Source organism: Mycolicibacterium vulneris, from assembly GCF_002104765.1.
Taxonomy (GTDB): Bacteria; Actinomycetota; Actinomycetes; order Mycobacteriales; family Mycobacteriaceae; genus Mycobacterium; species Mycobacterium vulneris.
The window spans coordinates 29135-52687 of sequence record NZ_NCXM01000026.1; the positions used below are offsets into that span (position 1 = coordinate 29135).

The following is a 23553-nucleotide window of genomic DNA, read 5'->3' on the forward strand; positions in this document are numbered from 1 at the left end:
TGCTATTCGCCATCGTCGTCCAGCAGCGCGGCGTTGAGCAGGTCGTCGAGGTCCATGTCCGCGATGTCCTTCTCCGTGGTCACCTCGGACGGCGCGCTCCCACTGGAAGATTCGTTGGCCAGGGCCAGCAGCAGTTCCAACACGCCGGCCTGGCGAAGGCGCTTGACCGGAATCGACCCCACGACCCGTTGAATCTCGGCTTCGCCTGGTGCGGCCGCCACCGCGGGCTGGTCCGACGAGCCGACCAATTCTCGATACATGTAGCCGGCTAGCGCGGCGGAGTTCGGGTAGTCGAAGATGAGCGTCGGCGAAAGCGCCAGCCCGGTCGCGGCTTTGAGCCGGTTGCGCATCTCCACGGCCGTCAGCGAGTCGAAGCCGAGTTCCTGGAACGCCCGGTCCGGGTGGATTGCCTCCGGACTGGCGCTGCCGAGCACGGTGGCGATGTTGGCGCGCACCAAGTCCAGCAGGATGGCCTGTTGCTCGTCCTCGGGCAGCCCTTCGAGGCGCTGCAGCAGAGCGGATTTCGACTTGGCGGCGGCCAGCGAGTCGTCGACCTGACGACGCGTCGGCGCATTGATCAGATCGACGAACATCGGCGGCAGGGTGCCCCCGTCGAACTTGACCCGCAACGCCGCGAGGTCGATGTGGGCGGGCAGCATGAATGGCTCGTCCACAATCAGCGCGGTATCCATCAGGTCCAGCGCCTGGTCCGAAGACATGGCGACAATCCCGTCCCGGCCGAACCGGGCGCGGTCGGCGGCGCCCAACCCACCGGTCATGGCGCTGGCCTGATCCCACAGACCCCAACCCAGCGAGATCGCTGGCAGCCCGTGCGCCCGCCGGTGCGCGGCCAACCCGTCCAGGAACGAGTTCCCGGCCGCGTAGTTGGCCTGACCCGACGCACCCGCGAGTCCGGCGATCGACGAGAACATCACGAACGCAGACACATCCAGCTCGCGCGTCAATTCGTGGAGGTTCCACGCCGCGTCGACCTTGGAGCGCAGCACGGCTTCGATCCGGTCGGGCGTCAGCGAGGTGACCACGGCGTCGTGCAGGACCCCGGCGGCATGGATCACCCCGGTCAGCGGATGCTGCATCGGGATTTCGGCGATCACCTTGGCCAGGGCCTCGCGGTCGGCGGCATCGCAGGCCACCGCCTCCACGTGCGCGCCGGCGGCGCTGAGTTCGGCGACCAGTTCCGCGGCACCCGGCGCATCCAGGCCGCGGCGACTGACCAGCACCAGATTCCGTGCACCGTGCCGGGTTACGACGTGACGCGCGACCGCCGAACCGGCCATGCCGGTGGCGCCGGTGATCAACACCGTGCCGGCCGTCCAGGCATCGGGCATCGTCATCACAACCTTGCCGACGTGGCGCGCCTGGCTCAGATAGCGCAGCGCGGCGGGTGCGCGCCGCACATCGAACCTGGTGACCGGCAACGGCCGCAGCACGTCTTCACCGAACATGGCGGCCAGCTCGTCGAGCATCTGCGCGATGCGATCTGGTCCGGCTTCGAACAGGTCGAAGGCGCGGTAGCGCACGCCCGAGTGGTCTCGGGCCACGACCTCGGGGTCACGGATGTCGGTCTTGCCCATTTCCAGGAAGACCCCACCGGGGGCCATCAGGCGAAGGGAAGCGTCGACGAACTCACCGGACAGCGAGTCGAGGACGATATCCATCCCGGCCATGCCGGTCCCGCCGGTGACCGCCCGGAACTTCTCCTCGAACTCCAGGCTGCGCGAGTCGGCGATGTGATCTTCGTCAAATCCCATGGCGCGCAAAGTGTCCCACTTGCCGCGGCTAGCGGTCGCGAACACCTCCAGACCGATCTGGCGGGCCAGCTGGACCGCGGCCATCCCGACCCCACCGGCCGCGGCGTGCACCAGCACCCGCTGCCCGGGCTTGGCCCCGGCCAGGTCCACCAGAGCGTAGTTCGCCGTGGCGAACACCACCGACGCCGTCGCGGCGGCGGTGTGTGACCATCCGGCCGGCACCTTGACGAGCAGGCGATGGTCGGTCTTGGCAATGGTCCCGGTGCCGTCCGGGAACAACCCCATCACGCGGTCGCCGACCGCGAAACGCCCGTCTGGCGAAGCGGTTTCGATCACCACGCCGGAGGCCTCGATGCCCATGATCGCCTCCGGGTCGGGATAGAGCCCCAACGCGATCATGACGTCGCGGAAGTTGGCCGCGATGGCCGACAGCGCAACCCGTACCTGACCGGGCCCCAAGGGCGCGTCGGCGTCGGGAATGCGCTCTATCCGCAGATTTTCGATGGTGCCGTAGCTGCTCATGCCGAGTCGCCACGGTCCGTCGTCGGGGGGCAGCAACAGGCCACCGACGGCGCGGCTGCCGAGCACCCGCGCGGTGTAGACCGTCCCCTTGCGCAGTATTGCCTGCGGTTCGCTGAGCGCCAGAACCGCTGCGATCGCGTCGGAATCCAGGGGCGCGTCCGTGTCGACGAGCACGATCCGTCCGGGGTGCTCGGTCTGCGCCGACCGCACCAGCCCCCAGACCGCCGCGCCGGCCAGATCGGTGACGTCCTCCCCCGGCAGCGTCATCGCGCCCCGGGTCGCTACCACCAGGGTTCCGGCGCCGTCACGGGACAACCACGACTGCAGCACGGGCAGCACCGCTCGCGTCGCCGCGTACACCTCGGTGATCACATCGCCGGACACCGGCTGCGACTCGAACAGCACCGCCGACCGCTCGGCCTCGGTGTCGTCCGATTCGGGTGCGCCCCAAGCGGACAGCGATACCGGCTGCACGGCCGCTGACGGCTGCGCGGACCAGATGACCTCGAAGAGCCGGTCCGGTCCCGAATTCGACACCGCGGCCAGCAGTTGCTTGTCGGTGACCGGGCGGGCAACCATCGACGCCACCGAGAGCACGGGCAGCCCCAGCCCGTCGGCCAACTCGATCGACACGGTGGAGGGGCTGACCGGCACGATCCGTGCGCGCACCGCGCCCGCCCCCGCGGCGTGCAACGACACCTGCTGCCAGGAGAACGGAACCAGCATCGAGCCTTCGGGCAGTTCGTCGCTGTCGGAGGCCAACATGACCGCGTGCAACGCCGCGTCGAGCATCGCAGGGTGGACGCCGAACCCGGCCGGCGAAACCCCGGCATCGGTGGGGAGCGATACCTCGGCGAACACCTCGTCGCCGCGGCGCCACATCGACGTCAGGCCGCGGAACGCCGGCCCGTACGCGTAACCACGCTCGGCCAGTTGCTCGTACCCGTCGCCGACATCCACCGGGACCGCACCCACCGGCGGCCACGCCGACAGGTCCGCGCTCGGCTGCATCGACCCCGCCCGCAGCACGCCTTCGGCATGGAGCGACCAGCCCGAGCCCGCTTCGGCCCGCGAAAACACCGACACCGCACGGGCGCCAGAATCATCCGGGCCGCCGACAACGACCTGAACGGCGACCGACCCACCGGCCGGCAACACCAGCGGCGCCGCCAGATTCAGCTCGTCGACCACTCCGCAGCCCACCTCGTCGCCGGCGCGGATCGCCAACTCGACAAATCCCGCGCCCGGGAACAGCACCACGCCGCCTACGGCATGATCGGCCAACCAGCCCTGGGTGCCGGGCGACAGCCGGCCGGTCAGCACCACCCCGCCCGAGGCGGGCAGTTCCACCACCGCGCCCAACAGCGCGTGCTCACTGGCGGCCAGGCCCAGACCCACGGCATCGGCCGGGGCGCCGTCGGCGGCAAGCCAGAAGCGCCGCCGATCAAAGGCATACGTGGGCAGCTCGACCAGATTGGCGTCCCCCAGGGCACCGCGCCAGTCCACATCCATCCCGGCGACGTACCCCTGCGCGACGGCGTTGATCAGGGCGACGGGCTCGGGGCGGTCCTTGCGGAGCGCGGACATGGTGGTCACCGAGGCTGCCGTCGGATCGGAAGGCAGGGTTTCTTCGATCGATGCCGTCAGGCCGCTGCCCGGCCCGACTTCGAGGAAGCGGTTTGCGCCGGCCGAGTGCACGAAGCGCACGCCGTCGGCGAATCGCACCGCCTCGCGCACGTGTCGCTTCCAATACCCCACCGAGGCGAAGTCGTCGCCGGCCAGCTGTCCGGTCACGTTGGACACGATCGGAATGGTGGGCTTGCCGACGGTCAATCCGGCTGCGACGGTGCCGAATTCGTCGATCATCGGGTCCATCAACGGGGAGTGGAAGGCGTGCGAGACGGAGAGCTGATGCACGCGGTGGCCGTCGCCGCGGAGCTGATCGGCCACCGCGGCCACTGCTTGTTGTGCGCCCGAGATCACCACCGAGGTGGGTCCGTTGACCGCGGCGATGCCCACGCCGGCCTGATCGGAGGACACCAGCAGTGCCCGCACCTCTTCCTCGGTGGCCTGCACCGCGACCATCGCGCCGCCCTCCGGCAGCGCCTGCATGAAACGTCCCCGCGCCGCCACCAGCACCGCGGCGTTCTCCAGGGACAGCACTCCGGCAACGTGCGCGGCCGCCAGCTCCCCGATCGAGTGGCCCATCACGAAGTCGGGCCGCACGCCCCAGGATTCGAGCAGCCGGAACAACGCGACTTCCACCGCGAACAGCGCGGGTTGCGCGAATTCGGTGCTGTTCAACAGGTTTTCGTCGTGCCCCCACATCACCTCGCGCAGCGGGCGGAGCAGGTGCTGATCCAGTTCGGCTACGACCATGTTGAACGCCTCGGCGAAGACCGGATAGCCGGCGTGCAATCCCATTCCCATGCCCAATATCTGGGAGCCCTGGCCCGGGAACACGAAGACCGTCTTGCCGGCGGTCGCCGTGCCACGAATGATGGAGCCGCCCAGGTCGTCGCCGGCGAGCTCGTCCAGCCCCGCCAGCAGCCGGTCGCGGTCGCTGCCGACGACGACGGCCCGCTGCTCGAAGGCCGACCGGCCCGCCAGCGACCACCCCACATCGGCGATGTCCAGATCCGGGTGGGCGCGCAGGTGGGCCGCCAGCCGCGCAGCCTGAGCGTTCAACGCCGACAGCGATTTCGCCGACACCGGCCACGGCACCACCGGCGCCTTCGGACCGTCCACGACACGCGGCGACTCGGCCGGCACCGCCTCGACGATGACGTGCGCATTGGTGCCGCTGATGCCGAAGGACGACACACCCGCCCGGCGCGGACGGCCACCGGGCCACGCCCGCGCCTCGGTCAGCAGCGAAACCGAACCCGTCGACCAGTCGACGTGCGGGCTGGGCTCGTCGACATGCAATGTCGCGGGCAACATCTCGTGGCGCATCGCCAGGACCATCTTGATCACACCGGCCACCCCGGCGGCGGCCTGCGTGTGGCCCATGTTCGACTTGATCGAGCCCAGCCACAGCGGCTCGCTGCGGTCCTGCCCGTAGGTGGCCAGCAGCGCCTGCGCCTCGATCGGGTCACCCAGGGTGGTTCCGGTGCCGTGCCCTTCGACGACGTCCACCTCCGCCGGCGTCAATCCGGCGCTGGCCAACGCGGCTCGCACCACCCGCTGCTGCGAGGGGCCGTTGGGCGCGGTCAGCCCATTGGAGGCGCCGTCCTGATTGATCGCCGAGCCGCGCACCATCGCCAGCACCGGGTGCCCCAGGCGCTGGGCGTCGGACAGGCGTTCCACCACGAGCATGCCGCCGCCCTCGGAGAATCCGGTGCCGTCGGCCGCGCCGGCGTAGGCCTTGCACCGGCCGTCCTCGGACAACCCGCGCATGCGGCTGAACTCGACGAAGATGTCGGGCGTGGCGTTGACGGTGACCCCGCCGGCCAGGGCCAGGTCACACTCGCCGGAGCGCAGCGACTGCGCGGCCATGTGCAGCGCCACCAACGACGACGAACACGCCGTGTCCACCGACACCGCCGGGCCTTCCAGGCCCAGCACATAGGACACCCGGCCCGACGCCACACTCGAGGACTGGCCGGTCAGCCGGAAGCCCTCCGCGGTGGGAGCCGCGCCCATGCCGTAGCCCTGGGTGTACACCCCGGCGAACATTCCGGTGGCGCTGCCGCGCAGCTTGCCGGGCTCAATTCCCGCCCGCTCCAACGCTTCCCAGGACAGCTCGAGGAACATGCGCTGCTGCGGGTCCATGGACAGCGCCTCGCTGGGCGCGATGCCGAAGAAGGCCGGGTCGAAGTCCGCGACCCCGTCGACGAAGCCGCCGGTGCGGGTGTAGCAGGTGCCCGGAACATCGGGGTCCGGGTTGTACACGCCGGCCAGGTCCCAGCCACGATCGGTCGGGAATTCGGACAGCACGTCGCGGCCCTCGGTCAGCATGTCCCACAGGTCCTCGGGGGAACTCACCCCTCCCGGATAGCGGCACGCCATGCCGACGATGACGATCGGATCGTCGTCGGTGGCGCGAGCCACCGGGGCGTGCTTGATCTCTTGCGGAATCCCGGCGAGTTGGGTGCGGATGTAGCCGGCCAGGCCGTTGGGCGTCGGGTAATCGAAGATCAGGGTGGGCGAGAGCGACAGTCCGGTAGCGGTTTTGAGCCGGTTGCGCATTTCGACCGCGGTCAGCGAGTCGAAACCCAACTCCTGGAACGCCTTGTCGGGGTCGATCGCCTCGGCGGTGGTGTTGCCGAGCACCGTGGCGATGTGCGAGCGCACCAGATCGAGGAGCACGGCGTGCTGCTCCGCCTCGGACAGCCCGTCCAGGCGATGCGCCAGCGCCGATTTCGATTTCGCGGCGGCCAGCGAGTCGTCGACGCGGCGGCGCGTCGGGGCGTTGACCAGATCGGTGAACATCGGTGGCACCGCGACCGCGTGGGCGCGCAGCGCGCCGAGATCGATGCGGGCCGGCGCCAGGAACGGCTCGTCGACGATCAATGCGGTGTCGAAGAGTTCCATGGCCTCGTCCGAGGAAAGCGCCAAGATCCCGTCGCGACCCAACCGGGCGAGGTCGGCGGCGTCCAGTCCGCCGGTCATGGCGCTGGCCTGATCCCACAGGCCCCAGGCCAGCGAGATCGCCGGCAGTCCATGTGCCCGCCGGTGCGCGGCCAACCCGTCCAGGAACGAGTTCGCCGCCGCGTAGTTGCCCTGGCCCGACGAGCCGACCAGCCCGGCCATCGACGAAAACATCACGAACGCAGACAGATTCAGGTCGCGGGTCAACTCGTGCAGATTCCAGGCCGCGTCGACCTTGGCCCGCAATACCGCGTCGACACGGTCTGGGGTCAGCGACGTGACCATCGCGTCGTCCAGCACACCGGTCGCGTGAATCACGCCCGACAGCGGCCGCTGTACCGAAAGGTCGTCGATCACCTGCGCCAGAGCCGCCCGGTCGGCCGCGTCGCACGCGACCACTTGCGCCCGGGCACCCGCGGATTGCAGCTCCGCGATCAGCTCGGCGGCCCCGGGCGCGTCGGGACCGCGGCGGCTCAGCAGCACCAGGTCCTCGACGCCGTGGTGTGCCACCAGGTGGCGAGCCAACGTCGAGCCCGCCATGCCGGTTCCGCCGGTGATGAGTACGGTGCCCGATGCCAGGCCGGACGGCAGCGTCATGACGACCTTGCCGATGTGGCGGGCCTGGCTCAAGTATCGCAGAGCGGTATGGGCGCGTCGCACGTCAAAGGTGGTGACCGGCAACGGCTCCAGCACCCTGGCGTCGAACAGCCCGGCGAGCTCGTGCATCCACTGATGCATCCGGGGACGGCCGGGCTCGAAAAGGTCGAAGGCGCGGTAGCGGACACCCGGGTATTCCTGGGCGACCGCGCCCGGGTCGCGGATGTCGGTCTTGCCCATCTCCAGGAACACCCCGCCGGGAGCGACGAGCCGCAGCGAGGCGTCGACGAATTCGCCGGCTAGCGAGTCCAGCACCACATCCATGCCGCGGCCGCCGGTGACCGCCCGGAACTTCTCCTCGAACTCCAGGCTTCGCGAATCCGAGATGTGATCGTCGTCGAAGCCCATGGCCCGCAACGTGTCCCACTTGCCGCGGCTGGCGGTTGCGAACACCTCCAGGCCCAGATGCCTGCCCAGCTGCACCGCGGCCATGCCGACCCCGCCGGCCGCGGCGTGCACCAGCACCCGCTGCCCCGGCTTGACGTCGGCCAGGTGGATGAACGCCATGTAGGCGGTGGTGAACACCGCCGAGATGCCTGCGGCTTCGGCGTAGGACCAGTGAGTCGGCTTGTGCTGCAGCAGGCGCACGTCGCCGGGCACCAGCGTGCCGCTGCCGTCGGGGAAGAAGCCGTACACCGAATCGCCGACCGCGAACTCGGTGACTCCCGGCCCCACTTCGACCACCACGCCGGCGCCTTCGCCACCGAGCAGGGCGTCGTGGGTGAACATGCCCAGGGTGATCATGACGTCGCGGAAGTTGGTGGCGATGGCGCGCAGGGCCACCCGAACCTGGCCGGGCTCCAGCGCGGCGCCGGCGTTGGGAACCGGCTCCAATTGCAGGTTTTCGAACGTGCCCGCGCTGCTGATTCCCAGCCGCCAGGGTCCCTCCGCCGGGGGCGTCATGATCCCGTCGACCGCGCGGCTGCCGCGCACCCGCGCGATGTAGGCCGTACCGTCGCGCAGCAACACCGCGGGCTCGCCGACCGCCAGAACGGTCGCTATCGCGTTATCGGCAAGCACCACATCGGAATCCACCAGCACGATCCGGCCGGGATGCTCGGTCTGCGCCGACCGCACCAGCCCCCATACCGCCGCGCCGGCCAGATCGGGGACGTCCTCCCCCGCCAGTCCCATCGCGCCCCGGGTTGCGACGATCAGCACTCCGGAGTCGTGCTCGGTCAGCCACGTCTGCACGGCCGCCAGCGCCCGATGCGTGCGCTCATACGATCCGGAGACCGGATCTTGTTCGTTCGCAACGGATTCGAACACCTCATGGGCGGGCGGCTCGGTGCCGGCGGCCGTCGTCGCGGCCGGCGACCACGCCAGCTCGAACAGCCGGTCCGGGCCCGAGGCCGACACCGCCGCGCGCAGCTGCCGCTCGCTCACCGGGCGCGCGACCATCGCGCGCACCGACAGCACCGGCAATCCGAGTCCGTCGGCCAGCTCGATCGAGACCGCCCTGGAGGTCGCGGACGTGGCCGCCGGCGCCGGCGCCGGCGCGATGCGTGCACGCACCGCGGACGCGCCCGCGGCGTGCAGCGACACGCCCTGCCACGAGAACGGCAGCACCACTTCGTCGGTCTGGCCGCTGATGTGGTGGCTGACGACCAGTGCGTGCATGGCCGCATCAAGCAGCGCCGGGTGGACGCCGAAACCGTTGACGCCGCCGGCCGCGTCGGGCAGCCGCACCTCGGCGAACACCTCGTCGTCGCGCACCCACGTCGCGGTCAGGCCCTGAAATGCCGGGCCGTAGCCGTAGCCACGCGCCGCCAATTGCTCATAACCGTCGGCAGCGTCGATCTTGACGGCTCCCGCCGGCGGCCATGCCGACAGATCCGCGCCCGGCTCGACCGAGCCGGTGCTCAGCGTTCCCTCGGCGTGGCACACCCAGCTGGAGCCGGTGTCGGGGCGCGAGAAGATCGACACCCCCCGCTGGCCGGATTCTTCCGCGGGTCCAACCACCACCTGCACGGCGACCGATGCCGACCCGGAATCCTTGGCCGGCAACATCAACGGCGCCTGCAGCGTCAGCTCGTCGACCGTCGAGCAACTGACCTCGTCGCCGGCGCGAATCGCCAGCTCCACGAAGCCGGACCCGGGGAACACGGCCGTGCCGGACACGGCGTGATCGGTCAGCCAGCCCTGCAGGCTCGGCGACAGGCGGCCGGTCAGCACCACCCCGCCCGAAGACGGCAGCTCGACGACCGCGCTCAGCAGCGGGTGCTCGCTGGTGCCCAGGCCCAGGCCCGAGGCGTCGGCCGCGATGCCCTCCCCGGACAGCCAAAACCGCCGCCGGTCAAAGGCGTACGTTGGCAGCTCGACGAAGCCGGCGCCGTCCAGCGCACCGCGCCAGCGCACGCTCACTCCCGCGACGAACGCGGTGGCGGCCGACGTCAGGAACCTGTCGAGACCGCCGTCGTCGCGGCCCAGGGTGGGGATGACTGTGACTTCAGCGGCCTCGGCGCCGCTGCTGACATGGTCGTTGGCGGTGTCCTCGATGCCCGCCACCAACGCCGGATGCGGACTGGATTCGATGAACGTCCGGTAACCGTGCTCGCAGGCGCTGCGCACCGCTTGGTCGAACTGCACAGTCTGCCGGATGTTGCGATACCAGTACTCGGCGTCCAATCCGGCTGTGTCCAAACGGTTTCCGGTGACCGTGGAGAAGAACGCGATGCGCGAGGGGCGCGGCTCGATGCCGGCCAGCACCTCGGAGAGGTCGGCACGGATCGCCTCGACCTCAACCGAGTGCGAGGCATAGTCCACGTCGATCCGCCGGGTCCGCAGCTCGAGGTCGGCGCAGAAGCCTACGAGCTCGTCGAGCGCAGCCCCCTCACCGGACACCACGACGGCCGACCGGCCGTTGACGGCGGCGATGCTGACGCGATTCCCATAGGGCGCCAACAACTCCCGGGCCCGCTCGGTGCTGCAGGCGATGGACAGCATCCCGCCGGGCCCGGCCAGGGCCGTCAGCAGCTTGCTGCGCAACGTGACCACCCGGGCCGCGTCCTGCAGCGACAGCGCCCCCGCGACGTAAGCGGCGGCGATCTCGCCCTGCGAATGCCCGATCACCGCGTCCGGGTTCACCCCGACCGACTTCCACAGTTCGGCCAGCGACACCATCACCGCGAAGAGCACCGGCTGCACGACGTCGACGCGGTCCAGTCCCGGGGCATCGGGGGCGCCACGCAGCACACCTGTCAGCGACCAGTCGACGAATTCCGCGAAGGCCTCTTCGCATTCCCGGATCTGTTGGGCGAATACCGGTGCGGTGTCCAGCAACTCAACCGCCATGCCCGGCCATTGGGAGCCCTGGCCGGGGAAGACGAACACGGTCTTGCCCGCCGGCGTCGCGGTGCCCCGGATCACCGATCCGGTGGGGTCATCGTTGGCCAGCTCGTCCAGCCCGGCCAGCAGCCGGTCGCGGTCACCGCCGACAATGACCGCGCGGTGCTCAAACGTCGCGCGGCCCGCCAATGACCAGCCGACGTCGGCGACGTCCAGATCACTGTGCGTGCGAACGTATTCGGCCAACCGCGCCGCCTGCGCCGCCAACGCCGACGGCGATTTCGCCGACACCGCCCACGGAACCACCGGCCGCACCGGTCCGGCCTCCCGATGCTGGGCCTCCGGACCCGAAACCGGCGCCGCCTCGACGATGACGTGCGCGTTCGTGCCGCTGATGCCGAACGACGACACGCCCGCCCGGCGCGGCCGCTCGGCGTTCCAGGGCTGCGCCTCGGTCAGCAGCGACACCGAGCCCGCCGACCAGTCCACGTGCGGACTCGGCGCGTCCACGTGCAGCGTCGCGGGCAGCGTCTCGTGACGCATCGCCTGCACCATCTTGATGACGCCGGCCACGCCGGCTGCGGCCTGCGTGTGGCCCATGTTCGACTTGATCGAGCCCAGCCACAGCGGCTCGCTGCGGTCCTGCCCGTAGGTGGCCAGCAGCGCCTGCGCCTCGATCGGGTCACCCAGGGTGGTTCCGGTGCCGTGGCCCTCGACGACATCGACGTCGGCCGCGGACAGCCCGGCATTGGCCAGCGCCGCACGCACCACCCGCTGCTGCGAGGGACCGTTGGGCGCGGTCAGCCCATTGGAGGCGCCGTCCTGATTGACCGCCGAGCCGCGGACCACGGCCAGCACCGGGTGCCCCAGCCGCTGCGCATCCGACAGGCGTTCCACGACCAGGATGGCCCCACCCTCGGACCAGCCGACGCCGTCGGCCGCGCCCGCGTAGGCCTTGCATCGTCCGTCCGGCGCCAACCCGCGGTGGCGGCTGAACTCCACGAAGACCGTCGGCGTCGCGTTCACGGTCGCACCGCCGGCCAGGGCCAGGTCACACTCCCCCGAGCGCAACGACTGCACGGCCATGTGTAAGGCCACCAGCGACGACGAACACGCCGTGTCCACCGACACCGCCGGGCCCTCGAGGCCCAGCACGTAGGACACCCGCCCCGAGGCGACGCTGGAGGTCATGCCAGTGAGCCGGTAACCCTCGATCTCCTCGGCGAGCATGCCGTAGCCCTGAACGATCAGCCCGACGAACACGCCGGTGGCGCTGCCGCGCAACCCGCTGGGGTCAATTCCGGCCCGCTCCAGCGCTTCCCACGACAGTTCGAGCAGCATCCGGTGCTGGGGGTCCATCGCGAGCGCCTCGCTCGGCGCGATGCCGAAGAAGGCCGGATCGAAGTCCGCGACCCCGTCGACGAAGCCGCCGGTGTTCACGTAGCACTTGTGCCGCGCGTCGGGGTCGGGGTCGTAGAGGCTCGCGACGTCCCAGCCGCGGTCGGCGGGAAACTCCGAGATGACGTCGCGTCCGTCGGCGACCATTTGCCACAGCGCCTCCGGGCTGTCGACGCCACCCGGGAAGCGGCACGACATACCGACGATCGCGATCGGCTCGTTGGACCGCTCCAGCAGCGCCCGGTTGGTGCGCTTCAGGCGCTCAACCTGGACCAGCGCTTTACGCAGCGCTTCGGTCGCATGCTGGAGTTGATCAACCATCACAAACCTCACCTAACGACGTTCGGCCGTCTTTCACCGCACGATGCGGTTTTCGCCGAGTGACGGACTTTGCTGCACGGAGCGACACCGTTTCCCGTTCGACCAGCGTCGTGCTGCTCTCCGACCCAAGAATATTGCTGGTGAGTATGGCCAACTCCGACTGGATTTCAAAACGTCCGCTGCTCCCGGCTGCTACCGGAGGACCGGCACGGACCGCTGCGCCGCGCCGCGCAAAGAAGATGTAAGACCGGGCGCCCGGTGTGCTCGCTGGACAGCGGCGCGCTGTAGACATGGCCCGACGTCCATGGCGCGACTGTACCCGGCTGACCATAGCTGATGGTCAGGCGCGTGTCGTAAAGGCTTCGGTCCAGCGCCGGGTCCGGCCGGTCCGGTGCGGGAAACGGTCACACACCCGCCCGGCGCCAGCCATCGGCGGCCCTGGCGGCTTGGATCAGCGCGTCGCACAACTGGCGAAGCTCGGTGGCCCCGGCGCCTTCGTCGACCGCCGTGGCGACGTCCTCCGCCGCGCATCGCACCTGGTAGACGCGATCCGACAGGTCGGCGGCATCCTCGGCCGACAGCACCACCGCGTCCTCGGGCACGGCTGCCGCGCCGTTCCGGTGCAGCGAGGCCCGTTGTTCGTACGCGCGCTGCCGGCACGACTGCCGGCAGTACTGGCGACGACGTCCCATTCCCGCATCGGTAACGTCTCGGCCGCACCAGCGACAGGGCTGCGGGTGGGTACGGCGGCTCACGCCTGCCGACTTTAGTCGGGTTTGCTCGGCGATCCCGGTATCATTGAGGGTCGCGTCGCGTATGCCGGTCCCGGCCGGGAACTGCGCAGATCGCGGCAGCGTTTGCTAACTGGACAGACTGCACCGAACAGCAGTAAGGGAGCCGGAGAGCTCCGAGAAGAAGACCTGAAGGAGTAGCAGCCATGGCTGATCGCGTACTGAGAGGCAGTCGCCTCGGGGCCGTGAGCTACGAGACTGACCGCAACCACGATTTGGCGCCGCGTCAGCTCGCGAAGTACCGGACCGAGAATGGCGAGGAGTTCGAGGTTCCCTTCGCCGACGACGCCGAGATCCCCGGCACCTGGCTGTGCCGCAACGGACTGGAAGGCACCCTGATCGAGGGCGACCTACCCGAGCCGAAGAAGGTGAAGCCGCCGCGGACCCACTGGGACATGCTGCTGGAGCGTCGCTCGGTGGAAGAGCTCGAAGAGCTGCTCAAGGAGCGCCTCGAGATCATCAAGACCCGCCGCCGGGGCTGACCGCGGCTTGAGCCGGGCCGGACCGCGACCTAAGTGCGGTTGTCGGCCCTGGTGGCCAGGGCGCCGGACCGTCGGCCCTGAACACCCCAGCGGGTGACTTTGACCAGGGCTTCGCGGATGTTGGAGCCGCTCATCTTGGACACGCCGAGTTCGCGCTCGGTGAACGTGATGGGCACCTCGGCGATGGTGAACCCGTTGCAGATCGTGCGCCAGGTCAGGTCGATCTGGAAGCAGTAGCCCTTGGAGTCGACGCCGTCGAGGTCGATCGCTTCCAGCACTTCGCGGCGGTAGGCACGGTAGCCGGCGGTGATGTCGTGCACGCCGATGCCGAGCGCCAGCCGGGCGTAGGTGTTGGCCGTCCAGGACAGCGCCCAGCGCCGCCACGGCCAGTTGCGCACCGTCCCACCCTCGACATAGCGCGACCCGATGGCCAGGTCGGCGCCGGCGTCGACGGCGTCCAGCAGGCGGTGCAGCTGTTCGGGCGCGTGGCTGCCGTCGGCGTCCATTTCGACCAGGACCGAGTAGTCACGGCTCAACCCCCAGGCGAAACCCGCCAGGTACGCCGCGCCGAGGCCGTCCTTGACGGTGCGGTGCATGACGTGCGTGCGGCCTGCGTCGGCCGCCGCCAGCTCCTCAGCGAGCTGGCCGGTGCCGTCGGGGCTGCTGTCGTCCACCACGAGCAGGTGCACGTGCGGGCACGCCTCTTTGAGCCGCCGGTGGATGACCGGAAGGTTCTCCAGCTCGTTGTAGGTAGGGATGATCACCAAGACGCGCTGGCTGGGACGGTTGCTTGGGACTTGGGGCGCCGGCTGGCCGGTGGTCATGTAGCTCCTCTGTGTCGCCCGAAATCGAAAGTGTGTCGGCCGTCCTGGTCGGACGGAGGGTGGTCAGTCGCCGTCGTCTGCCGGCGTGCGGTCCCGGGAGTCGGGCGCAGGGTCTTAGTCGTGCTCGTCGGGCGGGGGTTTGCCCGGGGTTGCACCGGCCCCTTGCGATTGGCGTGTGGACCTGAGACGTACCGAACGCGGGAACCATCCATTGTGCCGTATCCCGGCCAGAATCACCGCTCCGGCCGCCAGCACCATGACCCACTGCACCAGCGGGGCCCATTGCGTCGCCGGCGTCAGCCTGGTCTTGAGCCGCACCTGCATGTCCAGATAGGCGGGCTGGAAGAAGTCGGTGCGCGCCAACTCGCCGCCGTCGGGGGCCACCACGGCACTGATCCCCGTGGTGCCGGCCACCACCACGTACCGGTCGTGCTCGACGGCCCGGACCTTGGCGAACGCCAGCTGCTGCTCGCTCATCCTCTTGTTGAAGGTGGCGTTGTTGGCCGGCACTGCCAGTAGCTGGGCACCGCCGAGCACCGCCTGTCGCGGCACCCGGTCGAAGATCACTTCCCAGCAGGTGGCGACGCCGAGCGGCACCCCCGCGATGTGCACCACCCCGGAGCCCTCCCGGGGCACGAAGCTTCCGGCGCGGCCGGCATATCCGGACAGGTGTTTGAACAGCCAGGGCATCGGCAGGTACTCGCCGAACGGCTGCACGATTTCCTTGTCGTGGCGATCGGCCGGGCCGGTGGCCGGATTCCACACGATCATGGTGTTGGTGTAGTTCGGATCCTCCGGCGAGCGTCCCGGCACTTCGAGCACGCTGCCGATCAGGATCGGAGCGCCGATCGCCGACGCGGCCTGCGAGATCTCCAGGGCGGCGTCGTGGTTGACCAGCGGGTCGATGTCCGACGAGTCCTCCGGCCAGATCACGAACTGCGGTTGCGGGGCCGCCCCGGAGCGCACGTCCTCGGCTAGCCGCAGGGTTTCCTGGACGTGGTTGTCCAGCACCGCGCGCCGCTGTTCGTTGAACTCGAAGCCCAGCCGCGGCACGTTGCCCTGCACGGCCGCGACGGTCACCGCCGGCTCGCCACCCGACCCGGTACCGGCGTGGCGCACCTGCGGCCAGACGATGAGCGAGGCGAAGAGCACCAGGCAGATGCAGACGCCGGGCAGCACCACCGCGGGCGGCGCCTGGTCGGGGTGCGCGGCATTTGCGGCGCCGCTGTCGCGGGCCGCGCGGGGCGCCGGGTGGCCGGAGTGCCACCACTTCATGATCTCCAGCGCGATGGCCGTCGCGCTGAAGCCCACCAGCATGATCGCCATGGACAGCAGCGCCACGCCGCCGAGCTGGACCAGCGGCAGGAACGGACCGTGCGTCTGACCGAATGCCACCGACCCCCAGGGGAAACCGCCGAACGGGATGGTCGACTTGAGCCACTCCTGGGCCGCCCAGATCAGAGCGAACCAGATGGGCCAGCCGGGCAGCCGGCGCACGACGACGGCGCACAGGCCGAAGAGGGCGGGAAACAGCGCGCAGACGGTCGCGAGCGCGATCCACGGGATGGGGCCGACCAGGAGCCCGACCCACGGCAGCAGCGGCAGGTAGAAAGCAAGCCCGAACAGGAAGGCGTAACCCAGGCCGCCCGCAGGCGTGGTCGCGGGGTGCGTCAACACCCACGCCAGCAACGCGGCGGCCACCACGGCACCCCACCACCAATTGAGCGACGGGAAACTGGCGCAGAGCAGCAAGCCGCCCATCACGACGCAACTCAGCCGGGTCAGGCGGGGCAGCATCGCGGCCTGGGCGGCGGGCAGCCGCGCGATCACCGCGGCCGCCAGTCCGGTCACCGCGCCGCGCGCCGCGGCCCCGAGCCGACCGCCCGGGCTCGCGCCGACCGGCGCGCGCCCCTCGTGCGATCGCGGTTCTGCGGCATCGTTGTCCCGGTCGGGTTCGCCGTCGCGCTCGTCGTCCTCGGCTTCGGGCTCGGCGCGCACCTCGGCGGGCTGGTCGTCGCGGTCCGACTCGGCCTCGTCGCTGATGGGATCGGTGTCAGGCCGCCGCGGCAGGTCCTCGTCGGCCGCATCGGTGTGGTCCGCGGGCTCGTCGTCGCCCAGTCGGTACCTAGCCATGGATGACAGCGCCCCGATGCACCGTTCGCAGGCACCGCGGTAGGGCATCGTCGCGACCCAATCGCGGCAGCGCCGGCACCCGCGACCGCGGGTCCGTCGACCAGCGCTGGACGGTGTCGCGGGGGGCGTGCACCTCGAGGCCCCCGGCGTCCCAGACGACGTACGAGGCCGGCGCTCCCGGCACCAGCGTGCCCGTCTTGCCGTCGCGGTCGCCGGAGGCCCGCCAGCCGCCGCGGGTGGCGGCAGCAAACGCGGCCCGCGCCGAGACCCCGCTGCCGGGGGTGCGGTGGTTGACCGCCGCGCGCACGCTCACCCACGGGTCGAAGCCCGTGACCGGAGCGTCGGAACCGAGCGCGAGGGGCACGCCTTGGGATGCTAACAGCGCAAAGGGGTTGAGCCGACTGCCTCGCTGGGCACCGAGCCGTCGCGCATACATGCCGTCGACGCCGCCCCAGAGCGCATCGAAATTGGGCTGCACGCTGGCAATGACGCCCCACTGGCCCAGTTTGGCGGCCTGATCGGCGCTGACCATCTCGACGTGCTCGAGGCGGTGCCCGCAGCGGGCGACGGCGACCGGCCCGAGGTCGGCGACGACGCGCTCGAAAGCCTCCACCACAGTCGCGACCGCGGCGTCCCCGATGACGTGGAATCCGGCGGTGACCTCGGCCTGGGTACACGCCCAAACGTGCGCCTCGACGGCATCGGAATCCAGGTAGCAGGCTCCGGTGCACCCCGGGGCGTCCGTGTACGGCTCGTGCAGCCACGCGGTGCGCGACCCCAGGGCCCCGTCGACGAACAGGTCACCGGCCAGCCCGTGAGCTCCGGTCGCCGCCATCAGCTCGCGTGCCTGGGCGGGGCCGCTCACCGCCTCACCCCAATAACCGATCACCTCGACGCCGTGATCGAGGGCCCGCAACTGCAGCCAGTCGTCGATTCCACCGATCTCGGGGCCGGCGCATTCGTGGACCGCGACGATGCCGGCCGCCGCGGCGGCCCGCAGTGCTGCGGCGCGCGCTTCGGCGAGCTGCTCGCCCGTCAGCAGGCCCCGGGCGACGGCCCGCACCAGATGGTGTGCGTCGCCGACCAGCGGCCCCTCGGCGCTGAAACCCGCCGCCGCCGGAAGCTCCGAGACCAGCCGCCGCAGGCCCGTCGACGCCAGCGCGGAGTGCACGTCCACCCGCGCGAGGTAGGCGGGCCGGTCGCCGAGAACTGCGTCCAGGTCGCCGACGCTCGGCGGGGTGTTCTCCGGCCACGAGGTTTCGTCCCAGCCATGGCCCCACACCGGCTGGCCGGGGTGCGCGGCGGCGTACTCGGTGACCATCTGCAGGCATTGGGCGCGCGAAACCGCCGGGCGCAGGTCCAGCCCGCAGAGCGTCAGCCCGGTGGCGGTGAGATGGATGTGGCTGTCCACGAACCCCGGCGCCACGAACCCGCCCAGGAGATCTTCGACGTCGGCGTCGGGAAACAGCTGACGGCCGACCTCGTCACTGCCCAGCCACGCCACCACGCCGTCGCGGACGGCCATCGCGGTCGCATCGGGCTGGGCCGGGCTGTGCACCCTGCCATTGATCAGCAGGGTCACCGGTGCGGGACTAGCGGTCACGATCGGTCACAGGCCAAAACTACGTGGACCGGTCCGGATGGCGATAACGGTGGGCGGGTGCCCCGCGCCCGCGTCAGCGTCCGTCGAATCGTTGCGGCCGCGCCGGCGCCTCGACGTCGTGGACATCGATGACCTCGCCGTCGATGTAGTCGCCGTGGCCGCCTCTCGAGCCGGCATCCGGGTAGTACACGCTCGCCGGGTGAGGCTCCGGGCGAAGGACGCTCGCATAACTGAGTCCCGGCATCTGCCGTTGCAGCTTGCGCACCGCCATGGCCGTCAACCCGGGACCGACGGCCGACCGCACCGGCGGGATCAGCAGCAACAGGCCCAGCGCGGTGCTGACCAGGCCGGGAGTGAGGACGAGGAGGGCGGCCAGACTGATCAGCGCACCATCGCCCGCAGCGCGTTGGTCGGTCAGCCCCGAGCGCAGTTGCCCGATCCGGCGGATGAGGTGCGACCCGGCCATCGGGGCCACGATGCCCCAGCCGAGCAGGAAGGTCCCCACCAGCGCCAGCAGGGTCCAGCCCCATCCGATCGTCGACACCAGCGCGAAGATCACCGCGAGTTCGACGACGGCGTAGATCAGCAACAGCCGCGACACCATGCCAGACCAACGTGTGCGGACCACGCCCAAGTTCCCGTGGTGCTCGCCAGCGTGATTGCAGTTAGATGACGCTATGACGACGATTCAGATCGATACCCCCGACGGACCGATCGATGCGTTACTGAGCACGCCCTCGGGGCAAGGCCCGTGGCCGGGTGTGGTGGTGATCCACGACGCGATCGGCTACGGCCGGGACAAGCAGTCGATTAACGACCGCATCGCCGCGGCGGGTTACCTGGCGCTCACCCCGAACCTGTACTCCCGCGGCGGCCGCATCCGCTGCATCACCCGCGTCATGAAGGAACTGCAGACGCAGCGCGGCCGCGCCCTCGACGACATCCTGGCCGCGCGCGATCACCTGAAGGCCATGCCGCAATGTTCCGGCCAGGTGGGCATCGCGGGTTTCTGCATGGGCGGTCAGTTCGCTCTTGTCATGTCGCCCAAGGGTTTCGGTGCCTCTGCCCCGTTCTATGGCGCTCCCCTGCCCCGCAACCTGGACAAGACACTCGACGGCGCGTGCCCGGTCGTGGCCAGCTTCGGCGGCCGCGACCCGCTGGGCCGGGGTGCGCCCGAGAAGCTGAACAAGACCATCGCCGCCAAGAACATCACCGCCGATGTGAAGACGTATCCGACCGTCGGGCACAGCTTCGCCAACGAGCTGCCCGCCCAACCGCTGCTTCGCATCGCTGGTTTCGGCTACGACCGGGACGCCACCGAGGACGCCTGGCGGCGGGTGTTCGCGTTCTTCGGCGAGCATCTGGGCACGGGCGCCGCGACGTAGCGGGTCAGCGCGCCGCGTTCAGTTTCTGCGCCAACACCGTTGCGAACGTGTGGGTATCACCGGGCCAGCGCGCCGACACGTAGCCGCCGTCATCGACGACGAATGCGGGCCCCGAGTCGGTGGCCGTATCGCGCGCCATGCCCGAGGTTTTCCGCCGCCAGTGCGGTGATCCTGGCGCCACGTCACGGAAGTCGGCCGGATCTTCAAGCGCGCGTGTGACTTCCGACTGCACCGACATATACCCGCCGGGTTGGCCCGGCTCTTCGGTATAGGTCCGGTAATAGTCGCGATCCCAGAACCGGGTAAGTCGGGTGAGGCGCCAGGCCAACCGCTCCATTGCCCACGTCAACGCCGTCGTCTTGCGTCCATACAGGACGGAACGGCCGGTTTTGGGATCGACGCTGCGCGCGGCGAGCAGCACCCCGTGACAGATGGCGGCCACCACCAGCTCGCGGGCGAAGGCCTCCACGACCAGCCGGTGCAGGATGCCGCTGTCGATGTAGCTACGCATCCCGCGGGCGCGGTGCCCGCCCGGCAACAGCAGCGCATCGACGCCGTCGAGGCTGGCCCCCGCCCACGTTACCGGATGCTGAAATTCGTTGGAGTGCACCATGTCTCGGTAGGCATTGCGCCCGTCTTTGTTGGCGCGCAGCGTCAAGCCGATCAGCGGGATGGCGCCCAGCAGTGGCAGCGCGGACCAAATGTCCAATCCGCGGCCCGTCACCATGATGTCGTCGGCCACCCCGGGCGCGCCGGTTTCGGTCGCGAAGGTCACCCGGTGGCCGCTTCGCGTCAATACCTTCCAACTGACCGCGACTTCGGTCGGGTCGAAGTCGCGGTCCGGGATCGGGATGAGAACGGTGGCCACGGCGCCTTCGCGTTCAGGCCACTTTCAGTTCGAGGCCGACGTTGTTGTCCATGCCGCCGCGCAACTTGCTGAAGAAGTTGAACACCTTGCCCACGACGCCGTAGCGCTTGCCGATCGCGTCGTAGACGGCGGCCGTTTCCGACTTGTCGAGGATGGCCGCGGTCCCCTCGATGGCCTCGCTGGTGGGTCGGCCGTTCATGGTGCAGGTGGCCAGCGTGACCCGCGGGGTGTTGCGGATTCGCTTGACCTTCCACGACTTTTCCTGGGTGATGACCAGAAGTCGGTCCCCGCGCTGCTTGTCCAGGGCTGCCCAGATCGGCGTCGGCTTGGGCCTGCCGTCCTTGGTGAACGTGGTCAGCAGGATGTACTGCGTCTTGGCAAGGTCAGCAAAGGTCGGCGTCACCAGAACAACTTACCGCTGCGGGGTCGGGGCGTTGACATTCTCGGCACTCGGCTGCGATAGTCATGACAGCTTAACTGAAAACGTTATTTTCAATTAAGACCGCGGGACACCAATCGAAGTAGGCAGTCATGGGCGATCCGAAGAAGCCGCTGGCGTGGCTGCCGTTCACGATCGCCGAGGCGGCCTTGGAATCGTCGGGCGAGGCGAGCAATCGCGATCCGTTCGCGGCGTGGTCGCAACTCTTGAGCCGGCTCAACGAAGCCGCGCAGACCGTCGAATCCGAATCGGCAAGCCGCAACCTGATCGACGTCGCCGCCGGCATCCGGCACCTGCTGGTGCTGCTCACTGCGGGTATCGACGAGGCGCTGCGGTTCGATCCCGATCCGGCACTGCGCGTCCAACGCACCAGCACCGATGACATCGTGACCTGGGGAATGGAATGCCCGGACTGCCTCTACACCCGCGCCGCGTTGCGCGGCGGGGAGAGCTATCGGCTGTACGGCAACCGCGGCACCGCCCGCTACGTCGGGCTCCAGACGATGAACGGCATCACCGCCACCGCCAACGAGTTGGTCGACGAGCTCGAAACGGATCCCGACGGGAACTTCGAGGTGGTGCTGTCGGCCTCGAAACAACCTGGGCAAGTGGGCAATTGGATGCGTATCGAAGGTGAGCATCCCACGCTGACGGTGCGGCACTTCTTCTACGACTGGGACACCGAGCTGGCGTCGTCGCTGCGCATCGAGCGACTCGGTGATCCCGTCCGGGCTACAGCCCGTCCGGTCGATCCCTACTCGGCGGTGACCAGCCAACTGACCGCACTCGGTGACTTCGTCGCCGACAACCTGGCGTTCTTCTTGCAGTTCGGGTCCGCCGCACCGGTTAACGGCTTCCTGCCCCCGATCGATCGCACCGACATGGGGGCCGCCGCGGAGAATCGGCCGGTGATCGGCCGGTGGGAACTGCACCCGGGCGAGGCCCTCATCGTCGAAGTGGAACCGCCACAGGGAATCTATTGGAGTTTCTCGATCGGCAACCCGTGGTGGGAGACGATCCATTACGGGCGCCACCAGTCCAGCCTGAATGCCCATCAGGCCGCGATCGATTCCGATGGATTAGTCCGCGTGGTGCTGTGCGATCGTGACCCCGGGATCGCCAACTGGCTCGACACCGCCGGCCACAGCGACGGCCCGATCATCCTGCGGTGTGTGCGAACCGAAACGGCGCCCACACCGATGACACGAGTGGTGCCGTTCGACGACATCCACACCGAGTTGCCCTCGGATACACCGCAAGTCACCCCCGAAGAGCGCGCATCAATCCTCGCGGCACGGCGCCGCGCGGTGCACGAAAGGTTCGGACGGTGACCTTCGACGCTGACGAGTTGGAGGGCGGTGCCCGAACCGCAACCGGTCTCGACGATTTCGGATCGTCCTACTACCGCGAGGGACTCGAACGCATCGTCGACGCGCTGAACAGCGAGGCGGACCTCAACGACATCGGGCGGGTCATCCAGCACGCCACCATCAGCAACGCCCTGATCCAACGCCTCAAGATTGAGGACGCCTACCGGCAGCACCCCGAGATCGACGACCAGGCGGTCGGGGGCCCCGTTTTCGTGATCGGCCTGCCCCGCACCGGGACCACCGCGCTGAGCCAGCTGGTGGCCGCCGATCCCCAGTTCCGGTCGCTGCGGATGTGGGAGTCGCAAGCGCCCACCCCGCCGCCGGAGGCCGCGACCGAACACAACGATCCGCGGATCGCGCAGGCCGAGGCCGGCCTGAAGATGCTCGACGACATGTTCCCGCTGATGAAAACCCTGTATAACTCCGAGGCCACAGCGCCGACCGAATGCCAGGACCTGATGGGAATGAGCTTCCGCACCTTCCACTTTGACGGCGCCGTGCGCGCACCCGGGTATCTCGCGTGGTTGATGAGGTGCGACATGCGCGAGACCTACGTCTTTCATCGGCGAGTGCTCCGGCTGTTGCAATGGCACTGTCCGCCGGTGCTGTGGCATCTCAAGACGCCCGTACACATGTTCGCCCTCGACGCGCTCGTCGAGGCATACCCCGACGCCAAATTCCTGTGGAGTCATCGCGATCCGGCCAAAGTGATGGGTTCGGTCTGCAGCCTGATCCGATATGTGCGTAGCTGGAGCAGCGACCGCGACGACGCCAGGGAACTCGGCGCCGAGCAAGTCGAGAGCTGGGTCGAAGGTGTCCGGCGGGCGATGGATTTCCGCGACCGGATGGGCGATGACCGATTCGCCGACGTCTCGTTCGCGGACCTCCAGACGGATCCGGTTGGCACACTGCAAACCAGCTACGGCACGCTGGGCCTGACCTTCACCGATGCCACCCTCGCCTCGGTCAAGCGTTGGGCCACGGACCACCGGCCGGGCTCCCGCGGCGCACATGACTATGACCTGGCCGACTACGGCCTGACACCCGAACACGTTCGCGAGCGCTTTGCGGACTATCTCGCCGCCTACGACGCGAGCGCCTGAATCC

At 69.5% G+C, this 23553-nt stretch carries 11 protein-coding genes and 1 pseudogene; 4 read left to right on the plus strand and 8 right to left on the minus strand.

Translation table 11 applies throughout. From position 1 onward, the window contains the following. Positions 1–2: 2 nt before the first annotated feature. On the minus strand, positions 3–12551 hold the full coding sequence (locus B8W69_RS21970) for a type I polyketide synthase (RefSeq protein WP_085291879.1): 12549 nt from the start codon (positions 12549–12551) through the stop codon (positions 3–5). A gap of 404 nt (positions 12552–12955) precedes the next feature. After that, a complete protein-coding gene (locus B8W69_RS21975; RefSeq protein WP_085291880.1) occupies positions 12956–13306 on the minus strand; it encodes a hypothetical protein in 351 nt (116 codons plus the stop codon). 182 nt (positions 13307–13488) lie between these two features. On the opposite strand from B8W69_RS21975, the gene B8W69_RS21980 reads away from it, so the two are divergent. Continuing rightward, on the plus strand, positions 13489–13824 hold the full coding sequence (locus B8W69_RS21980) for an RNA polymerase-binding protein RbpA (protein ID WP_007770897.1): 336 nt from the start codon (positions 13489–13491) through the stop codon (positions 13822–13824). Positions 13825–13853: 29 nt separating this feature from the next. Here B8W69_RS21980 and B8W69_RS32300 read toward each other — a convergent pair. From B8W69_RS32300 to B8W69_RS21995, 4 genes and pseudogenes are all read right to left on the minus strand, one after another. Then, a pseudogene (locus B8W69_RS32300) lies at positions 13854–14695 on the minus strand (polyprenol monophosphomannose synthase); the annotation flags it as partial. 67 nt (positions 14696–14762) lie between these two features. After that, the gene (lnt, locus tag B8W69_RS32305; RefSeq protein WP_439330635.1) at positions 14763–16445 is read right to left on the minus strand and encodes an apolipoprotein N-acyltransferase; all 1683 of its coding nucleotides are present in this window, start codon (positions 16443–16445) and stop codon (positions 14763–14765) included. Between the two features lie 328 nt (positions 16446–16773). Beyond that, positions 16774–18363 carry an amidohydrolase gene (locus B8W69_RS21990; protein ID WP_085291881.1) on the minus strand — a complete coding sequence of 530 codons (1590 nt, stop codon included), beginning with the start codon at positions 18361–18363 and terminating at the stop codon, positions 16774–16776. 94 nt (positions 18364–18457) lie between these two features. After that, the gene (locus tag B8W69_RS21995; protein WP_085291882.1) at positions 18458–18988 is read right to left on the minus strand and encodes an FxsA family protein; all 531 of its coding nucleotides are present in this window, start codon (positions 18986–18988) and stop codon (positions 18458–18460) included. A gap of 73 nt (positions 18989–19061) precedes the next feature. Between B8W69_RS21995 and B8W69_RS22000 the strand changes: the two genes are divergently transcribed. Then, positions 19062–19769: a dienelactone hydrolase family protein gene (locus B8W69_RS22000; RefSeq protein WP_085291883.1), complete on the plus strand. Its 708-nt coding sequence runs from the start codon at positions 19062–19064 to the stop codon at positions 19767–19769. A gap of 4 nt (positions 19770–19773) precedes the next feature. Here B8W69_RS22000 and B8W69_RS22005 read toward each other — a convergent pair whose 3' ends face one another. After that, positions 19774–20637, minus strand: coding sequence for a type 1 glutamine amidotransferase domain-containing protein (locus tag B8W69_RS22005; RefSeq protein ID WP_085291884.1), 864 nt, complete (start codon positions 20635–20637; stop codon positions 19774–19776). 13 nt (positions 20638–20650) lie between these two features. Then, on the minus strand, positions 20651–21040 hold the full coding sequence (locus tag B8W69_RS22010) for a PPOX class F420-dependent oxidoreductase (RefSeq protein WP_085291885.1): 390 nt from the start codon (positions 21038–21040) through the stop codon (positions 20651–20653). Positions 21041–21168: 128 nt separating this feature from the next. Here B8W69_RS22010 and B8W69_RS22015 point away from each other — a divergent pair, with 128 nt between their 5' ends. Then, the gene (locus B8W69_RS22015; RefSeq protein WP_085291886.1) at positions 21169–22407 is read left to right on the plus strand and encodes a DUF1214 domain-containing protein; all 1239 of its coding nucleotides are present in this window, start codon (positions 21169–21171) and stop codon (positions 22405–22407) included. Then, positions 22404–23549: a sulfotransferase family protein gene (locus B8W69_RS22020; RefSeq protein ID WP_085291887.1), complete on the plus strand. Its 1146-nt coding sequence runs from the start codon at positions 22404–22406 to the stop codon at positions 23547–23549. Before B8W69_RS22015 ends, B8W69_RS22020 begins: the two co-directional genes overlap by 4 nt. Positions 23550–23553 lie beyond the last annotated feature (4 nt).